We start from the raw sequence: 18,577 nt of genomic DNA, 5'->3' as shown, positions 1-18,577 counted from the left end.
TCTCTACTGCATGCCAATCATCATGAACACTATCCAGGTCAAACGAAAAGCCGCGAACATCGACGAACTCGATCTCACCCTGTTGGGGGTGCCACGCCCCGAGGCTGCCGATGGCGAATGCGTGATCGAAGTGACCAGCGCCGGGGTGAACCCGAGCGACGTGAAGGCGACGCTCGGCCTGATGCCCCACGCGGTCTGGCCGCGTACCCCGGGGCGAGACTACGCAGGCGTCGTCATAGATGGGCCGGCTGCGCTCATGGGCCAGCAGGTATGGGGCAGCGGCGGCGAGCTTGGTATCCGCCGCGACGGCACCCATGGCAAGTACCTGCGCGTCAACGCGCAATCGGTGCGCGCCAAGCCGGCTACGCTGTCGCAGCTGGAAGCGGGTGCGGTGGGTGTGCCGTTCATCACCGCGTACGAAGGCTTGCGACGCGCGGGCATGCCAAAGGCAGGCAGCGTGGTGCTGGTCGGCGGTGGAAACGGCAAGGTGGGGCAGGCCACGATCCAGATCGCCACGGCGCTCGGCGCGCGTGTCTTCGCCGTCGAGCGTGGCGCCGAGCCGTATCGCGGCCACGCAAGCGGTCCGGTGCGCATGATCGACGCCAGCCGTGAAGGCATTGCCGACGTGGTGCGGGCCGAGACCGGCGGCCATGGTGCGGACATCGTCTACAACACCGTGGGCAGCCCGTACTTCGAACAAGCGAATCTGGCCATGGCGATTGGTGCCACGCAGATCTTCATCTCGACGATCGAGAAGCCTGTACCGTTCGACATCTTCGCGTTCTATCGCGGCCAACACACGTATGTCGGCGTCGATACGCTCGCACTGGACAGCCAGGCGTGCGCCAACATCCTGGATGCGCTCGCCCCGATGTTCGCCTCCGGTGCGTTGAAGCCATTCCCGGTACTCGACGACTACACGTATGCACTTGCGGATGCCCGGGAGGCGTATCGCGCGGTACTGCAGGGCGCGAGCGAGCGCGTGGTGCTCAAGCCATGAACACCACCCGGTTCGCACAGGCGCCGGCCTATTTCCCGGCCAATCACGAAGGTATGCACTGCCTGCGCTTGCAGGGGCACGAAGCTGGGCCGTCCGAGGCGTTGTGGATGGGTGTGTCCGTGATTCTCCCGGGCGGCCACACGTCCATGGATGCCTCGCCCGTGGAAAAGCACTACGTGGTGCTGGAAGGCGAGGTATGCATCCGGACGCCCGGGGAGAGCGTCACGCTCGGCCAGTTCGATTCGGTGCGGCTGGCGCCGGGAGAGGGGCGCCAGGTATCCAACCCTGGCAATCGGCCAGCGATGTTGCTGCTGGCCATGCCTTATCCGAAAGCTGTCAATCCATAACCCTAAGCAGTTGACCCTTGAAGTCCTCGTCCGCCCCGGAATGCAAACGTTTGCGCTTTATGCGGCCCGAGGCGGGCATCAGAAGAACATAAAAAAACCTGGAGACAAAAAGATGCCCCCGATCCTGCACCTGCGCCGACGCCACGTCATGCCACTGGTCGTCATGGCGACCGGCTTTGTCGCTGACGCCAGCGCGGAAACCAACGTGACGATCTATGGCCGGCTCAACACAGCCATCGAGTATTCGAGCGCCAGTACCTCGACGAATGGCACGTCGCTTGGCAGCGTGGTGCGCCAGACCAACAACCGTTCGGTGTTCGGCTTCCGCGGTGAGGAAGATCTGGGAGGATCGCTGAAGGCGGTGTGGCAGATCGAAAGCAACCTGTCGATCGATACCGGGCAGGGACAGATCGCGGGACGCAATTCGCGCATCGGTCTGCAGGGCGACTATGGCCTGTTTTTCATGGGGCATTGGACCACGCCCTACACCGAGGCAACGATGGGTTACGACCCGTACTACCCGACCACCGCCGGCTACATGGCGCTGATCGGCAACGGATCGACCTCGAGCTCCGACAACGTGCAGGACACCAGTTCGTTCGACCGGCGTCAGAAGAACATCGTGCAGTACCGTTCGCCGTCACTGGCCGGCGTCAGTGTCTCGCTCGGCTGGGGGCTGCCAGAGGAAAAGCTCACCGTGCCGCGCAATCCGGCGCTGTACTCGATGGCTGCCGTCTACGAACGTGGTCCGCTGAACGCCACCGTCGCCTACGAAATCCACCAACACTATCAGGCCGCGGGCCGCAACGACGATGCGTTGAAATTCGGCATCGCTTACCAGTTGTTCCAGGGGACGCGCCTTGCGGCGATCTACGAGCACCTGCACTACCGCACCGATACGGGTGACCTGCAGCGCAACGCCTATTACGCGTCGCTGGTGCAGCAGGTAGGTACCGGCAGTGTGCGCGCTGGCGTTGCATATGCCGCGAACGGGACAGGGTCGTCGACCAGCACGATTGGCTACTTCCGCAGTGGCGCCGAGACGGGAGCTATCCAGTTCACGGTTGGCTACGACTATCCGCTGTCGAAGCGCACGGCGCTGTTCGCGTACTACAGCCGCATCAACAACAAGAAGAACGCGGTCTACGACTTCGCAATCAACCAGCTCGGCATCAAGGCTGGCGCCGACCCGCAAACAGTGGCGCTCGGCATGCGTCACTTCTTCTGACGTTCGAATACCCGCACCCGCACACGCATCGCGAGGAGACATATCATGCTTCGACGTTTCAAGGCGCTTGGCGCCATGCTTTCCCTTGTAATGGCATCGACCATGGCGACGGCTGCGCCGCCGCACTATCCCAGCAAGCCGATTCGGCTGGTCGTGCCGTTCTCGGCCGGCAGCGCCACCGACATACTGGCGCGCATCATCAGCACCAAGATGGGCGAAGGCGGCACGTATCAGATCGTTGTCGACAACCGGCCTGGCGCGGGCGGCACGCTTGGCGCCACCACGGTGGCCCGGTCGGCGCCGGATGGGTACACCCTTATTCTGGTCTCGGTGGGCCACGCCATCAATGCGACGCTCTACCCGAAGCTCGGCTATGACACGGTCAAGGATTTCGCGCCGGTCTCGCTGGTGGCATCGGTGCCGAACGTGTTGGTAGTGAACGCGGCGAGTCCGTACAAGTCGGTGCGTGATCTGGTGACGGCGGCGAAGGCCAAGCCGGGCGCGATGAACTTCGACTCGGCGGGATCGGGCAGTTCCACGCACCTGAGCGGCGAGTTGTTCAAGATGCAGGCCGGGATCGACATCGTGCATATTCCGTACAAGGGCACTGGCGAGGCTCTGACCGATGTCATGGCCGGGCGCGGTGACATGATGTTCGCGCCGACGCTTTCCGCCATGCCGTTTGTCAAGCAAGGCAAGCTGCGCGCGCTGGCAGTGACCACGCCCGCGCGCACGAGCGTGCTGCCCGATATCCCGACGGTAGCGGAGGCCGGACTGCCAGGCTACGCCTTCGATTCCTGGTTCGGCGTGCTGGCGCCGGCGGGTACCCCGAAGGAAATCGTCGATGCGCTAAACGCGGAGATCGGCAAGGTGCTGGCTTCGCCAGACGTGCGCGAGAGGATGGCTGCACAGGGTGCCGAGCCCCGCCGCAGCACACCGCAGGCGTTCGCCAGCTATATCCAGGTGGAGATCGGCAAGCTCGCGCCAGTGGTGCGGCAGTCGGGGGTGACGGCGGGGCAGTAGCCGGGGCCGCCATCTGGCAGCAAGCGGGCACGGGCGTGCCGATCGCAGGCGCTAGAATGGCGCATCGCCAACCCGTAATCGCACCGCCCGCTGCCAACATGCCCGAGCGCAAACGCCTGACTCTCAAAGACCTGGCTGCCGAGATTGACGTCCATTACTCCACCGTCTCGCGCGTGATGAATCCGGCCACGCGGCATCTGGTGGCCGACGAGGTGGCCGCACGCATCCTGCAGTTGGCCGAGCAGCGCGGCTTCCGGCCGAACCGGATCGCGGCCGGCCTGCGCACGCAGCGTTCCGGACTGGTCGGCGTGGTGCTGCCCGATATTGCCAACCCGGTGTTCCCGCCGATCCTTGCTGGTATCGAATCGGTGCTGGCGCGTGACGGCTATGTGCCGATCGTCGTCAATGCCGGCGCCGACAAGTCGCGTCAGCGGTTCGTCATCGACCAGTTGATGGGGCGGCAGGTGGAAGGACTGGTGCTGGCCACAGCAGAGCGCGACGACCCGATCCTCGACTACTGCCTGAAGCTTTCCATCCCGGTGGTGATGGTCAACCGGGGTGAGCCGACGGGGTGCGCATCGTGCGTGGTCAGCGATGGCTTGCTGGCGATGCGGCTGACTGTCGATCACCTGGTGAAGCTTGGTCATCGCCGCATCGGCCATATCGCCGGACCGGAGACCACGTCCACTGGCCAGCAGCGCCGCGAAGGCTTCCTGCAGGCGGTCAAGCGCCATCGCTTGCGCCGCGACGACTACGCGGTGGTGGAGGCCGTCAGCTACTCCCGTGAGGCCGGACGTGAAGCCTGCGCCGAACTGTTCCAGGCATTGCCGGGCCTGACCGCGATCGCGGCCGGCAACGACCTCGTCGCGATGGGCTGCTATGACTATTTGCGCGAGCACGGCATCCGCTGTCCGGATGACGTATCGGTTGTCGGGCACAACGACATGCCGTTCGTGGATGCGCTGACCCCACCGCTGACGACGATCCGTATTGCCGTGCACGAGATGGGCGAGCAGGCCGCTACGCTGCTGCTCAAGAAGATCGGCAAGCCGGAGGCGCCAGTGGTATCCGTCTCGCTGACGCCCGAACTCGTCGTGCGTGGTTCGACGGCCGCGCCGCGCTAAGCGGCTACAGCCAGCATCGGCGCATCATCAGTCTGAGTTGCCGTTAGAAGGCAATAGCTGGTAGCTACCAGCTTGGAGGTCCCAAACGCCGTTAGCACTTGGCACATCGCTCAATCCAATTCAGGCCGACGTCGTCGTGCAATGGCGGCCGTCTCTAACCGACCCCTATGAGACGGCCGACGTGCTGGATAAACTGGCCGGAGCCGTTCCGTATTTGGACATTTCGGCTTGCCGGGGCTGATAGCGAGCCACCAACGCGTGTCACAGGCGACTATCGACGCCTAGGCGGTCATTAGACATGGAATCGTTTGAACGGCCATTGCAGGGATAACACCGGACTGCTTGATTGGCAGTCCCTGAGGTGGGGCGTCAAGCCACGCTGATGGCAAACGACTATTTAGAAGCGGAAGGCCACGCTTAGCATGGGGCCCTTCAGCGTGAGCCTTTGGACAAGGTCGCCGCTACGGAGTTGATACGTCAAGTAGCGATAGGTCAATTGCACATCTCCCCAGCTTGCCGCATAGGCCGCGCCACCGGACGCTTGCACGGTATATTTGGAAGAGCCGGTCCCGACGTCGACGTAGTACGGCACATACCATCTATCAAGGTTTCCGAGACGTAATCGACCGCGAACACCAATAATTCCATCCCAGATATTCGCTGTCTGCGACAGGCTTCCCTGCGTCGCCAGAGTCGCGCCTTGCTGCGTGAACGTGGCGGATAGCGTCCAGTTCGCACTGGCGCTGAGGTTCAGGTATCTAAGCCCGCCGAGTGGCTCGACCGTTCCCCATTGCGATCGCAGCGCGGTATAGGCGGCGGCAAGTCCGAACAGCCCACCGCTCAGGCTACTGCTTGTACTCGTCGCCAACTCGCGAGGGATGGCAACCGCGCCACCGCCCCCTGCGCCGACGGCATTGAGGGTGGTTTGTTGGTGGCTGAAGTCGAGGTATGCCCCATCAGCGATGATCGCCCAGTCCCCCTTACTGGCTTCCGCCTGCACCATCAGAAGAAACTGCAGATTCTGGAGATAGCTGTCCGGCCCGGTTCCCAGGTCGAGCCTACCCCCTCCTGTTGAGGAGTTTCCGGAGAAGCTGAAAGCGCCGCTCACGTTGGGTAACCAGAGGTAGGGTGCGATCGCAAATTTCCATCCACCCGCGTCCGGCGATTCGGCATGCCCCGAGCCAGTAGCGATAGCAAAGAGGATAGCGACGCCGATACGTTTCCCACGGAGCCTCGAAATGCGCGCCTCGATATCGCTCCTACCTAGACGACGTCCCCGTTGCACCAATTCCATTGATCACGCCTTCGATGATCGTATTGTTGTCACACAGCCGCTGCGCGATGCCGTGAATGAATGAGGCAGCCTGTCCGCCTCTGGACACGAAATGTCCCGCTTCCCAACCTATCCGGTCTTGATGGGCGACTCAATTGGCCCAAAGGGAAGGCCAGTATTGGCTACCAGTTTCAGGGAGCCGGGGTGTTTCGGCGACGCTACAGGCTGCGGCTTTGTGGCGAGGACTGGGGCACCCAATGCTTCGAAATCGGCCGAGTGAATACAACGGCCGCTCCGCGATTCAGACGCGACACTCGCCCGCCGGCTGCTCGTCGTCGGCTTCTGGCCGATCTTGTTCGCCCGGCTTCCTCCGCGATGTTCAGCATGGCGGGCCCAATCACGCCGCTGTGGGAGCATTGCTGGACTCTATTCGTGGACGACCCGGGTCAAGTCTGCTGTAGCCGCTAGTCCATATCACCGCGAATCCGGCCGCTTATCAGCATGGACATCACGCCAGGCCAGCATCTCCGTCAGCCGCTGTTCGCGGTTGTTATCAAAGCCGCAACTGTCCCGCCATTCGGCCGGATTCTCATAGGTGCCGAAGAGCATGTCCCACCAGGTGATGTCACCGTAGTTGTTCCGGTGATGCCCATGACGATGGTGGATGCGATGCATTTCTGGCCGTTGGAACACAAATCCGACCCAACGTGGCGACCTGACATTGGTGTGATAGAAGAATTCACCCAACGCAGTGCACAGCGTATAGACGCCGCCCGCCTCAAGCGACAGGCCAAGCAACGTGTAGACCAACAGGCTGCCGATTATTGAATTGACAACCATCTCAGCGGGGTGCTTGTAGAACGACGTGATCACCTCAAGCCGTTGCGGGCTGTGATGGATCTGGTGGAACAGGCGCCAGAGCAAGTCCGACTCGTGGCGCCAGCGATGCCACCAGTAGAAGACGAAGGTCGCGATGAAGTAGGCGAGGAGCCCCCCGGCGGCCGGCGAAACATGGTCCGAGAGGCGGAACAGCGACCACGATGCCAGCCACCGTTCCCAACTAATGCCGGCGAGCAACACAACGCCGAGTTGGACGGCGTTGACCAGCAGGACTCGAATAGGCCATGTGCGCACGCGCGGCAGGGGCCAGCCTGGCGCAATGCGCTCCAGTACGAAGCAGCAAGCAAAGACGATAAGAATGACGGAAATCATGCTTTTGCTCCTCCGGACCGGTTGGCAGCAGCATGCGCTGGCTGGACGGTGCCATCGAAAAGCAGTTCCAGTGCGGGGCTGCGAAGGAGGCTGGCAGGTGTGACCGTCTCCCGTTCCCATGGAATCCGGCCGAAGTACCACAACCGCCAGAAGCCAAGCGCGGCGTCAGGCTGACGCGCCAGCAGTGCCTTGAATGTCTCAGCTTCGCCGACACCGATGTCGGCTGACTCCGCCAGCACTTCTCGCACGAAACGAGAGCAGAACTGGCGTCGCGAGTGAAGGTTGAAACCAGTGTCGTACCAGATGCCCATGCGGTGGCGCACGGCCTCAGACAGTCGGAGTTGCTGCGAGGCCGTCAGCGGCTGCCGCAGCCGCGCAATGGCAATTCGCCCATGTTCGGAGCGCGCAGCAAAGCGTTTGAGGGAGGTGGTTCGACTGAGCGGGAACGTGCTTTCCGCTATCGACGTTCCGGTTCCCGAGTTGGCAACTACGATGCCGACGTGATTTGTCCACGAGGCCGTGGCGGTGGCAACTTCACGAAAGGGGCGGGCTCGAACGCGGATAAAGACAATATCGCCAACCTGGAGCGTCGTGGCAAGGTCCAGAACGTTGGAATCGATCTGCATGATTGATCTCCCTGGCAGCGCTGTATCGATGGACACAGCATCGCATGGGGTATCGCAAAATGTGAAAATCTCTGCCAGAGTGGCGATTGGATGGCCGTCGAGTATCAAAATTTGATACGTGGCTCCGATTCCTTCTAGCGTTCGGGGGAGAACCATGAGCGAGGTTGAACAACTCGTCGCCACAATCAAGCGCCAGCTCAAGGCGCAAGGGCTGACCTATCGCGATGTCGCGCAAGCACTCGCCCTATCCGAAGCCAGCGTCAAGCGGCTGTTCGCCAGTGAACGGCTGAACCTGGACCGATTAGCCCAGCTCGCCACGCTTCTTGGCTTTACGTTGGCCGAACTCGCACAGGAGGCCGCCGCCGCTCTGCCGGTATTGCGGCGGCTTACCCGGGAACAGGAGGCGCAACTGGTGTTAGACCGCAAGCTGCTGCTGGTTGCAGTCTGCGCGTTAAACCACTGGTCGGCGGAAGAGATCGTCGCTGCTTACCAGATCACCCGTGCGGAGTGTGTGGAGCGGCTTCTTGTGCTTGACCGAATGGGTCTGATTACCCTCCTGCCCGGCGACCGGATCCGCCTGCGCGTCATGCGCGATTTTGACTGGCTGCCTGATGGCCCGATTCGTCATTTCTTCAGGGAGGAGGGGCTGAACGACTTTCTCGACAGCCCCTTTAATGCGCCGGGCCAGACCATGGAGTTTGCGCACGCCATGTTGACGGGCCCGGCGCTTGAGCAACTGCGGTTGGAACTGCAACGGCTTCGGGCCCGTGTTGCGCTATTACACGATGAGTCCGCGTCTGCGCCTCTGGCGCAGCGTCGTGGGATCGGCATGCTCCTGGCCACGCGGGAGTGGGAGCCAACCGGATTTGCGAGCTTGCGCCAACGGCCTCGGTAAGAGGGCGCTGTAAGCCATATGGCTCCCGCAGCGAAATCGAGCGGAAGTACTCGGGCTTCCGACGTAGATTGGGGGCGAGGCGGCAGCTATGTGGGCTGATTCTCCAGTTCTCTGGGTCAACTGGCTGCTGGACGCGCGAACGTTGTATAGCGACCCTTCTGAGACATCCGACAGCTTCGAGGTGGCGGCAATTCTCGCTAATCGCGGTCACAAGACGCTGCCGTCAGCTATCACGCGCATTGGTTACCGTCCAGACGTTCTCCAGAAACTCACGCAGTAGTGTCGAGGAATTGTTTTTCTTCCAGATCAAATAGAACGGTAACGAAAAGTTCAAGTCGTCGACAGGGCGAAGGGCCACTCCCGCCGGGCACTGCCACCGCGTCGCCTCGCTGACGAAGGCGACACCGAGGCGACAAGATACCAAGCTCAGCATCGTCGCGTGATCTGTGACCTGCTGAACAATTTGTGGCGCCAGAGCCCCGTCGCGAAGGCACGCGCGGATTAGGCGATCATGGAAGCGTGGATAGACCCATCGATGGAACCAGATAAAGGGAACATCGCGGAGTTCGCGCAATCGCACGCTGTCGAGCGACATGATGGGATGATCCTTCGGCGCGGCCAGCACCAGCTTGTGCCGGGCGACCTTTCGATGCGCGAACTCCGAAGGCGGCTTTGTCAAGCTGAAGATGAATCCTGCGTCCAGGTTTCCCGAGCTGACCGCATCAACCTGACGACTGGAAGCCATGGCATGGAGTTCAAGTTCCACAGTCGGGTGCTGTTCACGAAACGCGCGCAGCGAGTCAGGTACGGCACCATGCCACGCTTGGGTTTCACCGAATCCCACTCGCAGCGTTCCGGTTTGACCGGCGGCGATCCGCTCCACCCGAAGCTTCGCCTCATTCACCTCGCGCAGAATACGACGAGCGTCGTCGAGAAATGAGCGTCCCACAGCATTTAGCCGTACCCCGCGCGGCAAGCGATCGAAGAGCGCGACGCCCAACTCCGCTTCCAGATCCTGAATCTGTCGCGAAAGCGCTGGCTGCGCGATTTTGAGTAGCTTCGCTGCTCTCCCGAAGTGCTCCGCCTCGCCGACGCACGCGAAATAGCGTAGATGCCTCAGTTCCATTTCATGCCTCAAGAGTATCGGACAGATAAATAGTAGGTCTTGGACGCATCGGATGAGGCTATCTAAACTCGAAACGTCCGGCGTGGGCAAAACGATGGCACCCCAACCCAAAGCCCAGGTTGCTAGCGAGAATGAACGACGACTTGGACTGCGCCTTGCCTGTACACGCTGATAACTGATGAACTGTGCCTTGGCGCTCCAGGCCGTTGTCAGTCCCGCAACGCCGATAGATTCGGGCGTCCCAATTGACTCTTAGCTTATGCCATCCAACATTGCCGGCGAAGGCACCGCCGATCGCATTGCGATACCGTGAAGGGGATCGTCGTCGTAGGTGCGACAGGTGGGTTGGAGCAGCTGCCCCGTGCGCTGCTCTGGATTGCCCCGATGCTCTCGGCATGTCACGGATCTGACGCAGTAGCGCGGCCTGGCTTTCACGAGCGACGGACGTTAGGCACAGCAAGGTCGGCTTTCCACTGGCGAACCAAAGAATGTTCGTCGATCTCCGGGGCCATAGGGGTGTCAAGATGGCGAAGAGCACCCTCGCCAGCTTTCCAGTTCCAGCGTAGAGGAGATAAGAATGGGCAAGAAAGTTGCGGAGATCATCGTAGAGGTACTCGAACAGGCTGGCGTCAAGCGCTGCTATGGCATTGTCGGCGACACCCTCAACCTGATTGCCGAACACCTCGATCGAAGTTCCTCGACTGGGTCGGTGTTCGTCACGAAGAAGCGGGCGCCTTTGCGGCAGGCGCTGAGGCGCTATACACCAACAACCTGACAGCGTGCGCCGGAAGCTGCGGCCCAGGCAGTCTGCACTTCATCAACGGCCTGTACGAGGCCAATCGCAATCGCGCTCCGGCTGTCCTGATCGCCAGTCAGGTAGCGATGAGCGAGATGGGCTTCGAGTTCATTCAAGAGGTGGATTTCAAGTCGGTCTTCAAGGAATGCTCGGTGTTTTGCGACATGATCCTGACGCCCGAACAGGCCCGCAGGAAAACCGCGATGGCCTGTCAGACCGCACTGGCCAGGCGCGGCGTTGCCGTGTTGATCGTGCCGGTGGATATTTCACATGGCGAAGTGAAGGAGGACTTCCCTTATCGCGTTCACCACAGTCGTCTATCCATCCGGCCGAATGACGCGGAGATCGGAGCCATCGCAGAGGTCCTGAATGCCGGCAGGAAGACTGCCATTTATGCGGGGTCCGGCTGCGAGCAGGCGCTCGCCGAGATCATGGCCGTCGCGGAAAGGCTTAAGGCGCCGGTCGCCCATACCTCGCGCGCGAAGAACTGGCTCGAACCGGGCAATCCGTACAACATCGGCATGACGGGCATCCTGGGGAACGAAGCCGGCTATAACGCGGTGCTCGAATGCGACACGCTGCTGTTGCTCGGCGCGGATTTTGCGTGGCGCCAGTTCTATCCCGATGGGGCAAAGATCGTGCAGATCGACATCGACCCAACGCATCTGGGCCGACGCCACCCCATCACGCTGGGCGCGGTAGGCGACATCCAAACTACGCTGCAGGCACTGCTGCCGCATCTGGACCAGCACGAGGACGCGTCATTCCAGGAGAAATACATCAAGCGTTATGCCGAAGCGATGGTAGCGGCAAGGAAGCCTCTCATCCCGGGCCACAACGACAGCATTCCCGGCTCGTACCTCGCGTCAATCATCGACAAGCACGCCGCCGACGATGCGCTGATCTGCGCTGACGATGGCAGTCCGATCGTGTGGGCGTTGCGTCTGTTCGACGCCAACGGCAAACGCCAGATCTTCGGCAGCCTCCTGCACGGCACCATGGCGAGCGCCTTGCCCAGCGCACTGGGCCTGCAGAAGGCATGCCCCGATCGCGAGGTCATCGCCATGTGCGGCGACGGCGGCATTACGATGCTGTTCGGCGAACTGCTCACCACGATCCAGGAAGAGGTGCCCATCAAGATCGTGGTGTTCGACAACAGCAAGCTTGGCTTCGTGGAGATCGAGCAGAAGGCCGAGGGCATGCTCGACACCTTTACGAAACTGAAGAACCCAGACTTCGGCAAGGTGGCGGAGGCCATCGGCCTCTGGGGCAAGACGGTGCGCAAGGCCTCTGAGCTGGACGCGTCGGTGCAGGAGTGGCTGTCGCAACCCGGCCCTGCGCTTCTCAATGTCATCGTCAATCCGCTGGAACTGGTCAAGCCACCCTTCCTGGAAGCCGGCCCCGTGATCGGCATGGCGATGTACTCCGTGCGCGCCATCCTCAACGGACGCGGCGCGGATGTACTGGAAATGGTGCGCGAGAACTTCCGCTGAAGACCCAAGCGTCGGACCCAAGCGTTGCTTCAGGTAAGCAACGTCTTGGGCTCCAGGTACGCGCTCATGCCCCATCGGCCCATCTCTCGCCCGAGCCCGGAATGCTTGAAGCCGCCAAACGGTGCGCGCGGCTCGTGGGCCAAGGTGTTGACAAGCACGCGGCCTGAATCGATCTGGCGCGCCACACGTTCGCAGCTTTCAAGATTCGTGCCCAGCACCAGGGCACTCAGGCCATAGCGCGTGTCGTTGGCAATGGCGATCGCATCGGCCTCATCGTCGTAGGGGATGATTGTGAGCACGGGGCCGAAGATCTCCTCACGCGCGATGCGCATCTGATTGTTGGCATGCGTGAAGAGGGTGGGCTTCACGAACCATCCGGCATGCATGCCATCGGGCCGGCCTTCGCCACCGGCCAGCAGCGTCGCACCTTCCTGCTGTCCGATACGGATGTAGTTCTGCACCCGTTCCCATTGCTTCTGGCTCACCATTGGGCCGATGTCGGTGTCGGTATCGCGTGGATCTCCGGATCGGACATGCGATACCGCCTCCTTTGCGATGTGCTCGAATTCGGTCAGGCGGTTGCGCGGCACGAGGATACGCGTCCCGGCAATGCAAGCCTGGCCGCTATTGGCAAAACCGGCCTGCAGTACCAGCGGCATGACGGTGGCAAAGTCTGCGTCGGGCAGCACGATCGTGGGCGACTTGCCACCCAGTTCCAGGGTCACGCGCTTCATGGTCTCCGCACCGGTGACCACCAGATGCTGGCCGACTGCGGATGAGCCGGTAAACGAGATCTTGGCGACGCCAGGATTGCGCGCAATCTCCTCGCCGACGATCTCGCCTCGGCCGTTGACGATATTGAACACCCCCGGGGGCAGGCTGGCTTCGTGTAGCGCCTGGGCCACGATCTGGGTTTGCATTGCGCTCATCTCACTGGGCTTGATGACCGCCGTGCAGCCTGCCGCTAGCGCGGTGGCCAGCTTGTTGCAGATGAAGCCCGCATTGCTGTTCCATGGTGTGATCAGGCCGGCAACGCCGACAGGTACCTGGATCACCTTGGCCGAGCCTACATGCTCTTCGAAGGCGAAGGACTCCAGTGTGTCGATTGCCTGAGCAATGACATCGGCCGGGTAGGTTGCCATCCAGCGTCCACGCACCTGCGGTGCGCCGTACTCCAGCAGGATGGCTTCCATCAACTCGTCTTCACGCGCTGCCACGGCCCGGTGCATACGGTGCAGGGCTGCGATGCGCTCCTCGCGTGTGGTGCGCGACCAGGCGGGGAACGCCGCCTGGGCCGCCGCGATGGCGCGCCGCGCGTCCTGCGCATCACCCAGCCGCACCTGGCCGATGACTTCCTCGGTGCTCGGGTTGTAGAGATCGAACCATTCGTCGCCGTGCGGCGTGACGAATTCTCCGTTGATATAGATATGCGCAATGCGTTGCATGATGACCTCTCTTCGAGTGGGATGCCACGTAGTCTAGGATTGGTTTATTGTTCTGATAAGCAGTGTTATGGTTGATGATGCATCCTTAAATTCAGGATAATCCATGCACAGAACAGGAATGACCGAACTGGAAGCGGTGCTGGCCGTGGCGCGCCGCAACAGCTTTCGTGGTGCCGCGCAGGAGCTGGGCATGTCCACCACCGCCGTGAGCAGCGCGGTGGCTGGACTGGAGGCGCGCCTGAAGGTGCGTCTGTTCAATCGATCGACGCGCAGCGTTGCCCTGACTGACGCCGGCTTGCGGTATGTGGAACGCATTGCCCCCGCGCTGGCGGCAATCAAGAGCGCAGGCGAGGAAGCCGGCAGCGGCCCGGACGTGCCCAGTGGCACGCTGCGCATCAATGCGCCGCAGGGCGCGGCAAATTTGCTGCTGGCGCCGCTTTTCAACGTGTACGCGCAGCGCTATCCCGATGTGCGGATAGACATCGTGAGCGAGTCGCGCATGATCGACGTCGTGGCAGAAGGGTTCGATGCAGGCATCCGCCTGGCCGAATCCGTCCCGCAAGACATGATCGCCGTGCCCCTTTCGCGCGACGTCCGCATGCTTGTGGTGGCAACGCCTGCATACCTGGAACACCACGGTACACCCAGACACCCACGCGATCTGCTCCAGCATCGGAGCATCGGCATGCGCATGTCCCACGGCGGCATCTATCAGTGGGAGCTGGAGCACAAGGGGCAGAAGTTGCAGATGGACTTGCCCGTTCGCATTGCGCTCAACGAGATGCCGGCCATCAGGCAGGCGCTACTGCTCGGACTGGGCATCGGCTTTATCTCCGAGTGGTTCATCGAAGACGAACTGAAGACCGGTGCCCTGGTGCCCGTGCTGGCTCCGTGGTGCCCGTCGTTTGGCGGGCTGAGACTCTATTACTCAGGCCATCGTTTCGTGCCCGCACGGTTGCGCGCGCTTGTCAGCCTGGTCCATGAGCTGCGTCTGGCTGAAGCGCAGTAGCGATTGGTAGCCCGTTTCCGGGGGACCAGTTCTCGCTGGCGACTTCGATCAGATTGATGAACACGTCGGCCGGTTTGATGCCGGAACCGGCCTCGAGCCGTGCGACGAGATTGCGATAGAACCGCTGCTTGTCGCCGGTAGACCGGCCCGCCGTCAGCGTGATCTGGATGAGCAGAAGGTTTGCCGAACGCACGAACGGATACGTCATGTTGGCGTGGAAGTTCGCATCTTCGTGTTCGCTGATGGTCATGAAGAACGCCTCCGGATGTACATCGAGCGATTTTTGCAGGGACTCGTGTATGGCTTCCAACACCGCGGCGCGGAACGCCGCAGGCTGGCCTTTGCGCATGGATACGTGGGTCATTGGCATGATCGATTCTCTTCGGTCGACGAAAGGGTGTGGGTCAGCCGGCAACGAGGCCGTTGATCGCTGCTTCCGATTCGGGCTGATACGGGGCTCGCATCGGCAGGTTCGATTCGCCGCCCGCGAATGGCTCCAGTGCATCGCGCTCAGATCAGCGCCTCGATGAGCATCGGCCCGCGGCGCTGCATCGCGGAAGCGAACGCGGCGTCGAAGTCCGTGGCCGAGACCGTACGGACCGCTTCCACGCCCATGCCCGCGGCCAGTGCCACCCAGTCGAGCGATGGATCTTGCAGATCGAACATCGACGCGGCGCGTGCACCGTCCTGTGACGCGCCGACGCGCTTCAGTTCGTTGTTCAGGATCTTGTAGCCGCGGTTCGCGTAGATGACGTTCACGACGTCGATCTGCTCGCGAGCCTGCGTCCACAGCGACTGCACCGTGTACATCGCGCTGCCGTCGCCAAGCAGGTTGACGATCTTGCGATCCGGGCAGGCGATGCCGGCACCGATCGACAGCGCCATCATGCTGCCGATGGCCCCGCCAGACAGGGTCAGGAAATCGTGCGGCGCGGCCGATTCGGTCAGGCCGTAGTACGCCATCGCCATGCCCGACTCCTCGGTGACGATGGCGTGCTCGGGCAGATGCCGGGCCACGCTGCGCATGATCGATTCGGGGGTCAGGGAGCCACTGGCGGGAGGCTCCATGTGCTTGCGTACGCTGTGCCCCGCGATCGAACCTGTTGCGCCGAGCACGTCGGCCAGCGCTTTCAGCGCGCCGGTGCCGTCCTCGTGCGCATGGGAGAGCACCGCCAGCCGGCATCCTTCCGGCGTCAGCCAGCTTGGTTTGTCCGGGTAGGCGAAGAAGCTGACCGGTGGCTGCGCGCCGACCAGCACGATCAATTCGGTGCCAGCCAGGAATTCCACGACTTGCTCGGCGAAGTACGGCAGGCGCTCCACGGGCACACGCCCGGCGCCACGCTGCAGGCGCGGGGCGAACGTATCGGAAAGCAGGCGGGCACCCGTCTTCGCAGCGATCTTGCCTGCGGCGTGCAGGGCCCGTTCCTGCAAAGCGTCACCGCGCAGCAGGAACGCCGTCTTCACGCCACGCTGGACGAGCGCGGCGATGTTCGCAATGGTGGCGCCGCTTACCGGCGCCCGACTCGGCAGCGGCAGCGGCGCCGCGACGGTATCGGCCTGGCTCCAGGCGGTATCCGCAGGCAGGATCAGTGTGGCCACCTGGCCGGGTGCCTCCATCGACGCTTGCACGGCGCGCGCGGCGTCGGCGCCAACCGTCAGCGCGCTTGCGGATGCGTGAATCCATTGCGATACCGGCCGCGCGAATCCCTGGATATCGGAAGTCAGCGGTGCCTCGTAGCGTGAATGAGAGGCTGCATGGTCGCCGACGATGTTGACGATCGGGCTCGATGCGCGCCGCGCGTTGTGCAGGTTGGCCAGGCCATTGGTCAGGCCCGGACCCAGATGCAGCAGCGTGGCGGCAGGCTTTCCTGCCATGCGACCGTAGCCGTCGGCCGCGCCAGTGACCACGCCTTCGAACAGGCCAAGGACGGGGCGCATGCCATCCACCGCATCGAGCGCCGCCACGAAATGCATCTCCGACGTGCCCGGATTGCCAAAACACACCTCCACGCCACACGCCACCAGCGAACGCAACAGACTTTCCGCACCGTTCATGCTTGACACTCCGAAATCGAACCACCATCGAATCCTCGTTCACCGCGGTTTCGTAGCAGGGCAACGAGGTTGTGCAACCGAGCACGGATCGATAGTAGAAACTCCGATTCGATGTAAAAATACAGCCAACTCAGAAACTCTGTTACGTCATGCGTAAGAATCTCGACTATGGATTGCTCCATGCGATGACAGCGTTTCTGCGTGTCGTCGATGCGGGCAGTTTTACGGCCGCCGCCGCCCAAATGGCGCTCACGACGGCGCAGGTCTCGCGGCTGGTTTCCGAGTTGGAAAAGCGCCTGCAGGCCAAGCTTCTGCAACGGACAACCCGCAGGCTGGCGCTGACCAGCGTCGGCGAGCGGTATGCTGACCAGTGCCGGAGCATTCTCGAGCTGGTGGCCGAGGCGGAAAGCGGGGTGGGCGGCGCAAATGTCGAACCAGACGGACGGCTCAGGGTGCGTTGCATGGCCGCGTTTGGCGAACGCTATGTGGTCCCGCTTGTGTCGATGTACTGTGCGAGGTATCCGAAGGTGGCCGTGGAGTACGGCACGTCCCAATACGCCCCGGACCTGATTGCCGAAGGCGTGGACGCCAGCGTCTACCTGGCGCAACGGCTCTCCGATTCGAACCTGGTGGCGCAGGCCCTTGGGGAAACCTACGGTTTGCTGTGCGCGGCGCCGTCCTATCTGAAGCGGCGCGGCACGCCGAAATCCGTTGAGGAACTTGCAGCACATGCCTGTCTGCGCATCGCCAACCCGTCCACGACGCCCGATTGGACGCTGACGGACGGCACACGGAGCTTCACACTGGACGCCGGCGGCCCGCTGGTGGGTGACAACCCCGGCGTTGTCCTCCACGCCGCGAGCAGCGGGCTGGGCATTGCGCTGCTGCCGATCTTTTCGGCTGTGGACCACATCCGCAACGGCGAACTACGCGTCGTACTGCCCGCGTGGCGCTCCCCGGCTATCGGCGTCTACTTGATGCTGCCGTCGCGGAAGTTTCTTGAGGCGAAAACGCGCGCGTGGATCGAATTGCTGAAGACCGAACTGCCGACTGCGCTGCAGCGAGATGCCGGTCATCCTGCAGCAGCGACGAGGGCTAAACCGCGTCGATACTCGTCTCGCTGAGCGGTAGCAACCGTTTGCGCGTCGGTGTGTGGCGAAAGGTTAGGCCGAACTTTGCTGCAGTTCGCTGACGAGCTTGGCGATGCGACGCTGCCGCGTCTCAAGAGACTTGGCATCCTCAATCGCAGCGACGTGCTTCCGTTTGAGCCCAAACGGCAAACTATCAAAGGCGGCTCTGGCGCCTTTATTTTTCCTCAGGGCCTCAGAAAGGTCTGTCGGTTCCGGCAGCGTTCTCGGCTCTTCGTCGAGTTCTATTTGAACGTCGACGAGGTCGCCCTCCGCGATACCGCTTTCTCGCCGGTTGGCCGCGCTGATACCCACCAAGCAGTTGCCATTCATTACGGCAATTCTGCTTCGCCATTTGTGGCCGTTGATGGAGATGGCAACCGGTGGTCGCGCGCCCGCGCCGAACGACTCAATGCCATCCTTCGGGACCTCGACGGCCGTTGCATTGCCCGAGGGGAGGACCTTTGCCTGGAATATGAATTTCATGCGACCGGAGAGCTGAGGTACTCAAAGGAGATCTAGGAAAACACGAACGCAATGAAACCCGGGACGCGCTGCCCGATGGGCATGCGCGTTACCGGCACCTCCGAAAGTCGCCGGCCTCCGGAGTGGGAGGCGAGTTCGACAGTCGTATATGGCGTCGAGAAAGATAGGTAAGGCGAAATCGGAAGTCAAAGGCTATTTATCCCAAGCGCCGGGCCGCACCATATGTGAAATACAAGGCACGTTTCATCTGGTCGAGAAGCACTGCATCCTGCGCCGGCCCGCCCAAGCTCGCGCTGGAGCCAAGCGCGCTCG

Annotated in this window: 17 protein-coding genes and 1 pseudogene; 10 read left to right on the top strand and 8 right to left on the bottom strand. The window is 62.2% G+C overall.

What is annotated here, in order from left to right; all coding sequences use genetic code 11:
* Positions 1-22: 22 nt before the first annotated feature.
* The 5 genes from WD006_RS05945 (at position 23) to WD006_RS05925 (ending at position 4,722) form a co-directional block, all read left to right on the top strand.
* A complete protein-coding gene (locus tag WD006_RS05945; protein WP_029307803.1) occupies positions 23-1,000 on the top strand; it encodes a quinone oxidoreductase family protein in 978 nt (325 codons plus the stop codon).
* The gene (locus WD006_RS05940; RefSeq protein ID WP_008651613.1) at positions 997-1,347 is read left to right on the top strand and encodes a cupin domain-containing protein; all 351 of its coding nucleotides are present in this window, start codon (positions 997-999) and stop codon (positions 1,345-1,347) included. The genes WD006_RS05945 and WD006_RS05940 overlap by 4 nt, the downstream gene beginning before the upstream one ends.
* Positions 1,348-1,459: 112 nt before the next feature.
* Positions 1,460-2,575: a porin gene (locus WD006_RS05935; RefSeq protein WP_011516641.1), complete on the top strand. Its 1,116-nt coding sequence runs from the start codon at positions 1,460-1,462 to the stop codon at positions 2,573-2,575.
* A gap of 45 nt (positions 2,576-2,620) precedes the next feature.
* A complete protein-coding gene (locus WD006_RS05930) occupies positions 2,621-3,598 on the top strand; it encodes a tripartite tricarboxylate transporter substrate binding protein (RefSeq protein WP_029307804.1) in 978 nt (325 codons plus the stop codon).
* 56 nt (positions 3,599-3,654) lie between these two features.
* On the top strand, positions 3,655-4,722 hold the full coding sequence (locus WD006_RS05925; RefSeq protein ID WP_029307805.1) for a LacI family DNA-binding transcriptional regulator: 1,068 nt from the start codon (positions 3,655-3,657) through the stop codon (positions 4,720-4,722).
* 397 nt (positions 4,723-5,119) lie between these two features.
* Here the strand turns inward: WD006_RS05925 and WD006_RS05920 are convergent, their stop codons facing one another.
* The 3 genes from WD006_RS05920 to WD006_RS05910 all read right to left on the bottom strand — a co-directional run bounded on the left by WD006_RS05920 (position 5,120) and on the right by WD006_RS05910 (position 7,833).
* Positions 5,120-6,016: a hypothetical protein gene (locus WD006_RS05920; protein WP_029307806.1), complete on the bottom strand. Its 897-nt coding sequence runs from the start codon at positions 6,014-6,016 to the stop codon at positions 5,120-5,122.
* A gap of 453 nt (positions 6,017-6,469) precedes the next feature.
* Positions 6,470-7,207, bottom strand: coding sequence for a sterol desaturase family protein (locus WD006_RS05915; RefSeq protein WP_029307807.1), 738 nt, complete (start codon positions 7,205-7,207; stop codon positions 6,470-6,472).
* Positions 7,204-7,833, bottom strand: coding sequence for a YebB family permuted papain-like enzyme (locus tag WD006_RS05910; RefSeq protein WP_029307808.1), 630 nt, complete (start codon positions 7,831-7,833; stop codon positions 7,204-7,206). Before WD006_RS05910 ends, WD006_RS05915 begins: the two co-directional genes overlap by 4 nt.
* 154 nt (positions 7,834-7,987) lie before the next feature.
* On the opposite strand from WD006_RS05910, the gene WD006_RS05905 reads away from it, so the two are divergent.
* Positions 7,988-8,728 (top strand): helix-turn-helix domain-containing protein, encoded by a 741-nt coding sequence (locus tag WD006_RS05905; RefSeq protein WP_029307809.1) that lies wholly within the window; start codon positions 7,988-7,990, stop codon positions 8,726-8,728.
* A gap of 223 nt (positions 8,729-8,951) precedes the next feature.
* Here WD006_RS05905 and WD006_RS05900 read toward each other — a convergent pair whose 3' ends face one another.
* Positions 8,952-9,854, bottom strand: a complete 903-nt coding sequence (locus WD006_RS05900; RefSeq protein ID WP_011516632.1) for a LysR family transcriptional regulator — start codon at positions 9,852-9,854, stop codon at positions 8,952-8,954.
* Between the two features lie 384 nt (positions 9,855-10,238).
* On the opposite strand from WD006_RS05900, the pseudogene WD006_RS05895 reads away from it, so the two are divergent.
* Positions 10,239-10,724, top strand: a pseudogene (locus WD006_RS05895) (thiamine pyrophosphate-binding protein); the annotation flags it as partial.
* Positions 10,725-10,736: 12 nt separating this feature from the next.
* Entirely contained in the window at positions 10,737-12,143 is a 1,407-nt protein-coding gene (locus WD006_RS05890) for a thiamine pyrophosphate-dependent enzyme (RefSeq protein WP_324608780.1), read from the top strand.
* A 29-nt stretch (positions 12,144-12,172) separates the two neighbouring features.
* Here WD006_RS05890 and WD006_RS05885 read toward each other — a convergent pair whose 3' ends face one another.
* Positions 12,173-13,588: an aldehyde dehydrogenase family protein gene (locus WD006_RS05885; protein ID WP_011516629.1), complete on the bottom strand. Its 1,416-nt coding sequence runs from the start codon at positions 13,586-13,588 to the stop codon at positions 12,173-12,175.
* 103 nt (positions 13,589-13,691) lie between these two features.
* Here WD006_RS05885 and WD006_RS05880 point away from each other — a divergent pair, with 103 nt between their 5' ends.
* Positions 13,692-14,597: a LysR family transcriptional regulator gene (locus tag WD006_RS05880; protein ID WP_011516628.1), complete on the top strand. Its 906-nt coding sequence runs from the start codon at positions 13,692-13,694 to the stop codon at positions 14,595-14,597.
* Here the strand turns inward: WD006_RS05880 and WD006_RS05875 are convergent.
* Together WD006_RS05875 and WD006_RS05870 are read right to left on the bottom strand one after the other, a co-directional pair.
* On the bottom strand, positions 14,557-14,946 hold the full coding sequence (locus WD006_RS05875) for a tautomerase family protein (RefSeq protein ID WP_227874032.1): 390 nt from the start codon (positions 14,944-14,946) through the stop codon (positions 14,557-14,559). The two genes, WD006_RS05880 and WD006_RS05875, sit on opposite strands and share 41 nt — an antisense overlap.
* A 161-nt stretch (positions 14,947-15,107) precedes the next feature.
* Entirely contained in the window at positions 15,108-16,652 is a 1,545-nt protein-coding gene (locus WD006_RS05870; RefSeq protein ID WP_011516626.1) for an acetolactate synthase large subunit, read from the bottom strand.
* A 149-nt stretch (positions 16,653-16,801) separates the two neighbouring features.
* Between WD006_RS05870 and WD006_RS05865 the strand changes: the two genes are divergently transcribed.
* Positions 16,802-17,776, top strand: a complete 975-nt coding sequence (locus WD006_RS05865; RefSeq protein WP_011516625.1) for a LysR family transcriptional regulator — start codon at positions 16,802-16,804, stop codon at positions 17,774-17,776.
* Positions 17,777-17,815: 39 nt separating this feature from the next.
* Here the strand turns inward: WD006_RS05865 and WD006_RS05860 are convergent, their stop codons facing one another.
* Positions 17,816-18,265: a YdeI/OmpD-associated family protein gene (locus WD006_RS05860; RefSeq protein ID WP_029307812.1), complete on the bottom strand. Its 450-nt coding sequence runs from the start codon at positions 18,263-18,265 to the stop codon at positions 17,816-17,818.
* Positions 18,266-18,577: the final 312 nt, after the last annotated feature.

The sequence above is a fragment of the Cupriavidus sp. Met-2 genome, assembly GCF_049843575.1.
In the GTDB taxonomy this organism is placed as follows: domain Bacteria; phylum Pseudomonadota; class Gammaproteobacteria; order Burkholderiales; family Burkholderiaceae; genus Cupriavidus; species Cupriavidus metallidurans.
This window is presented reverse-complemented; position numbering and strand designations above follow the sequence as displayed.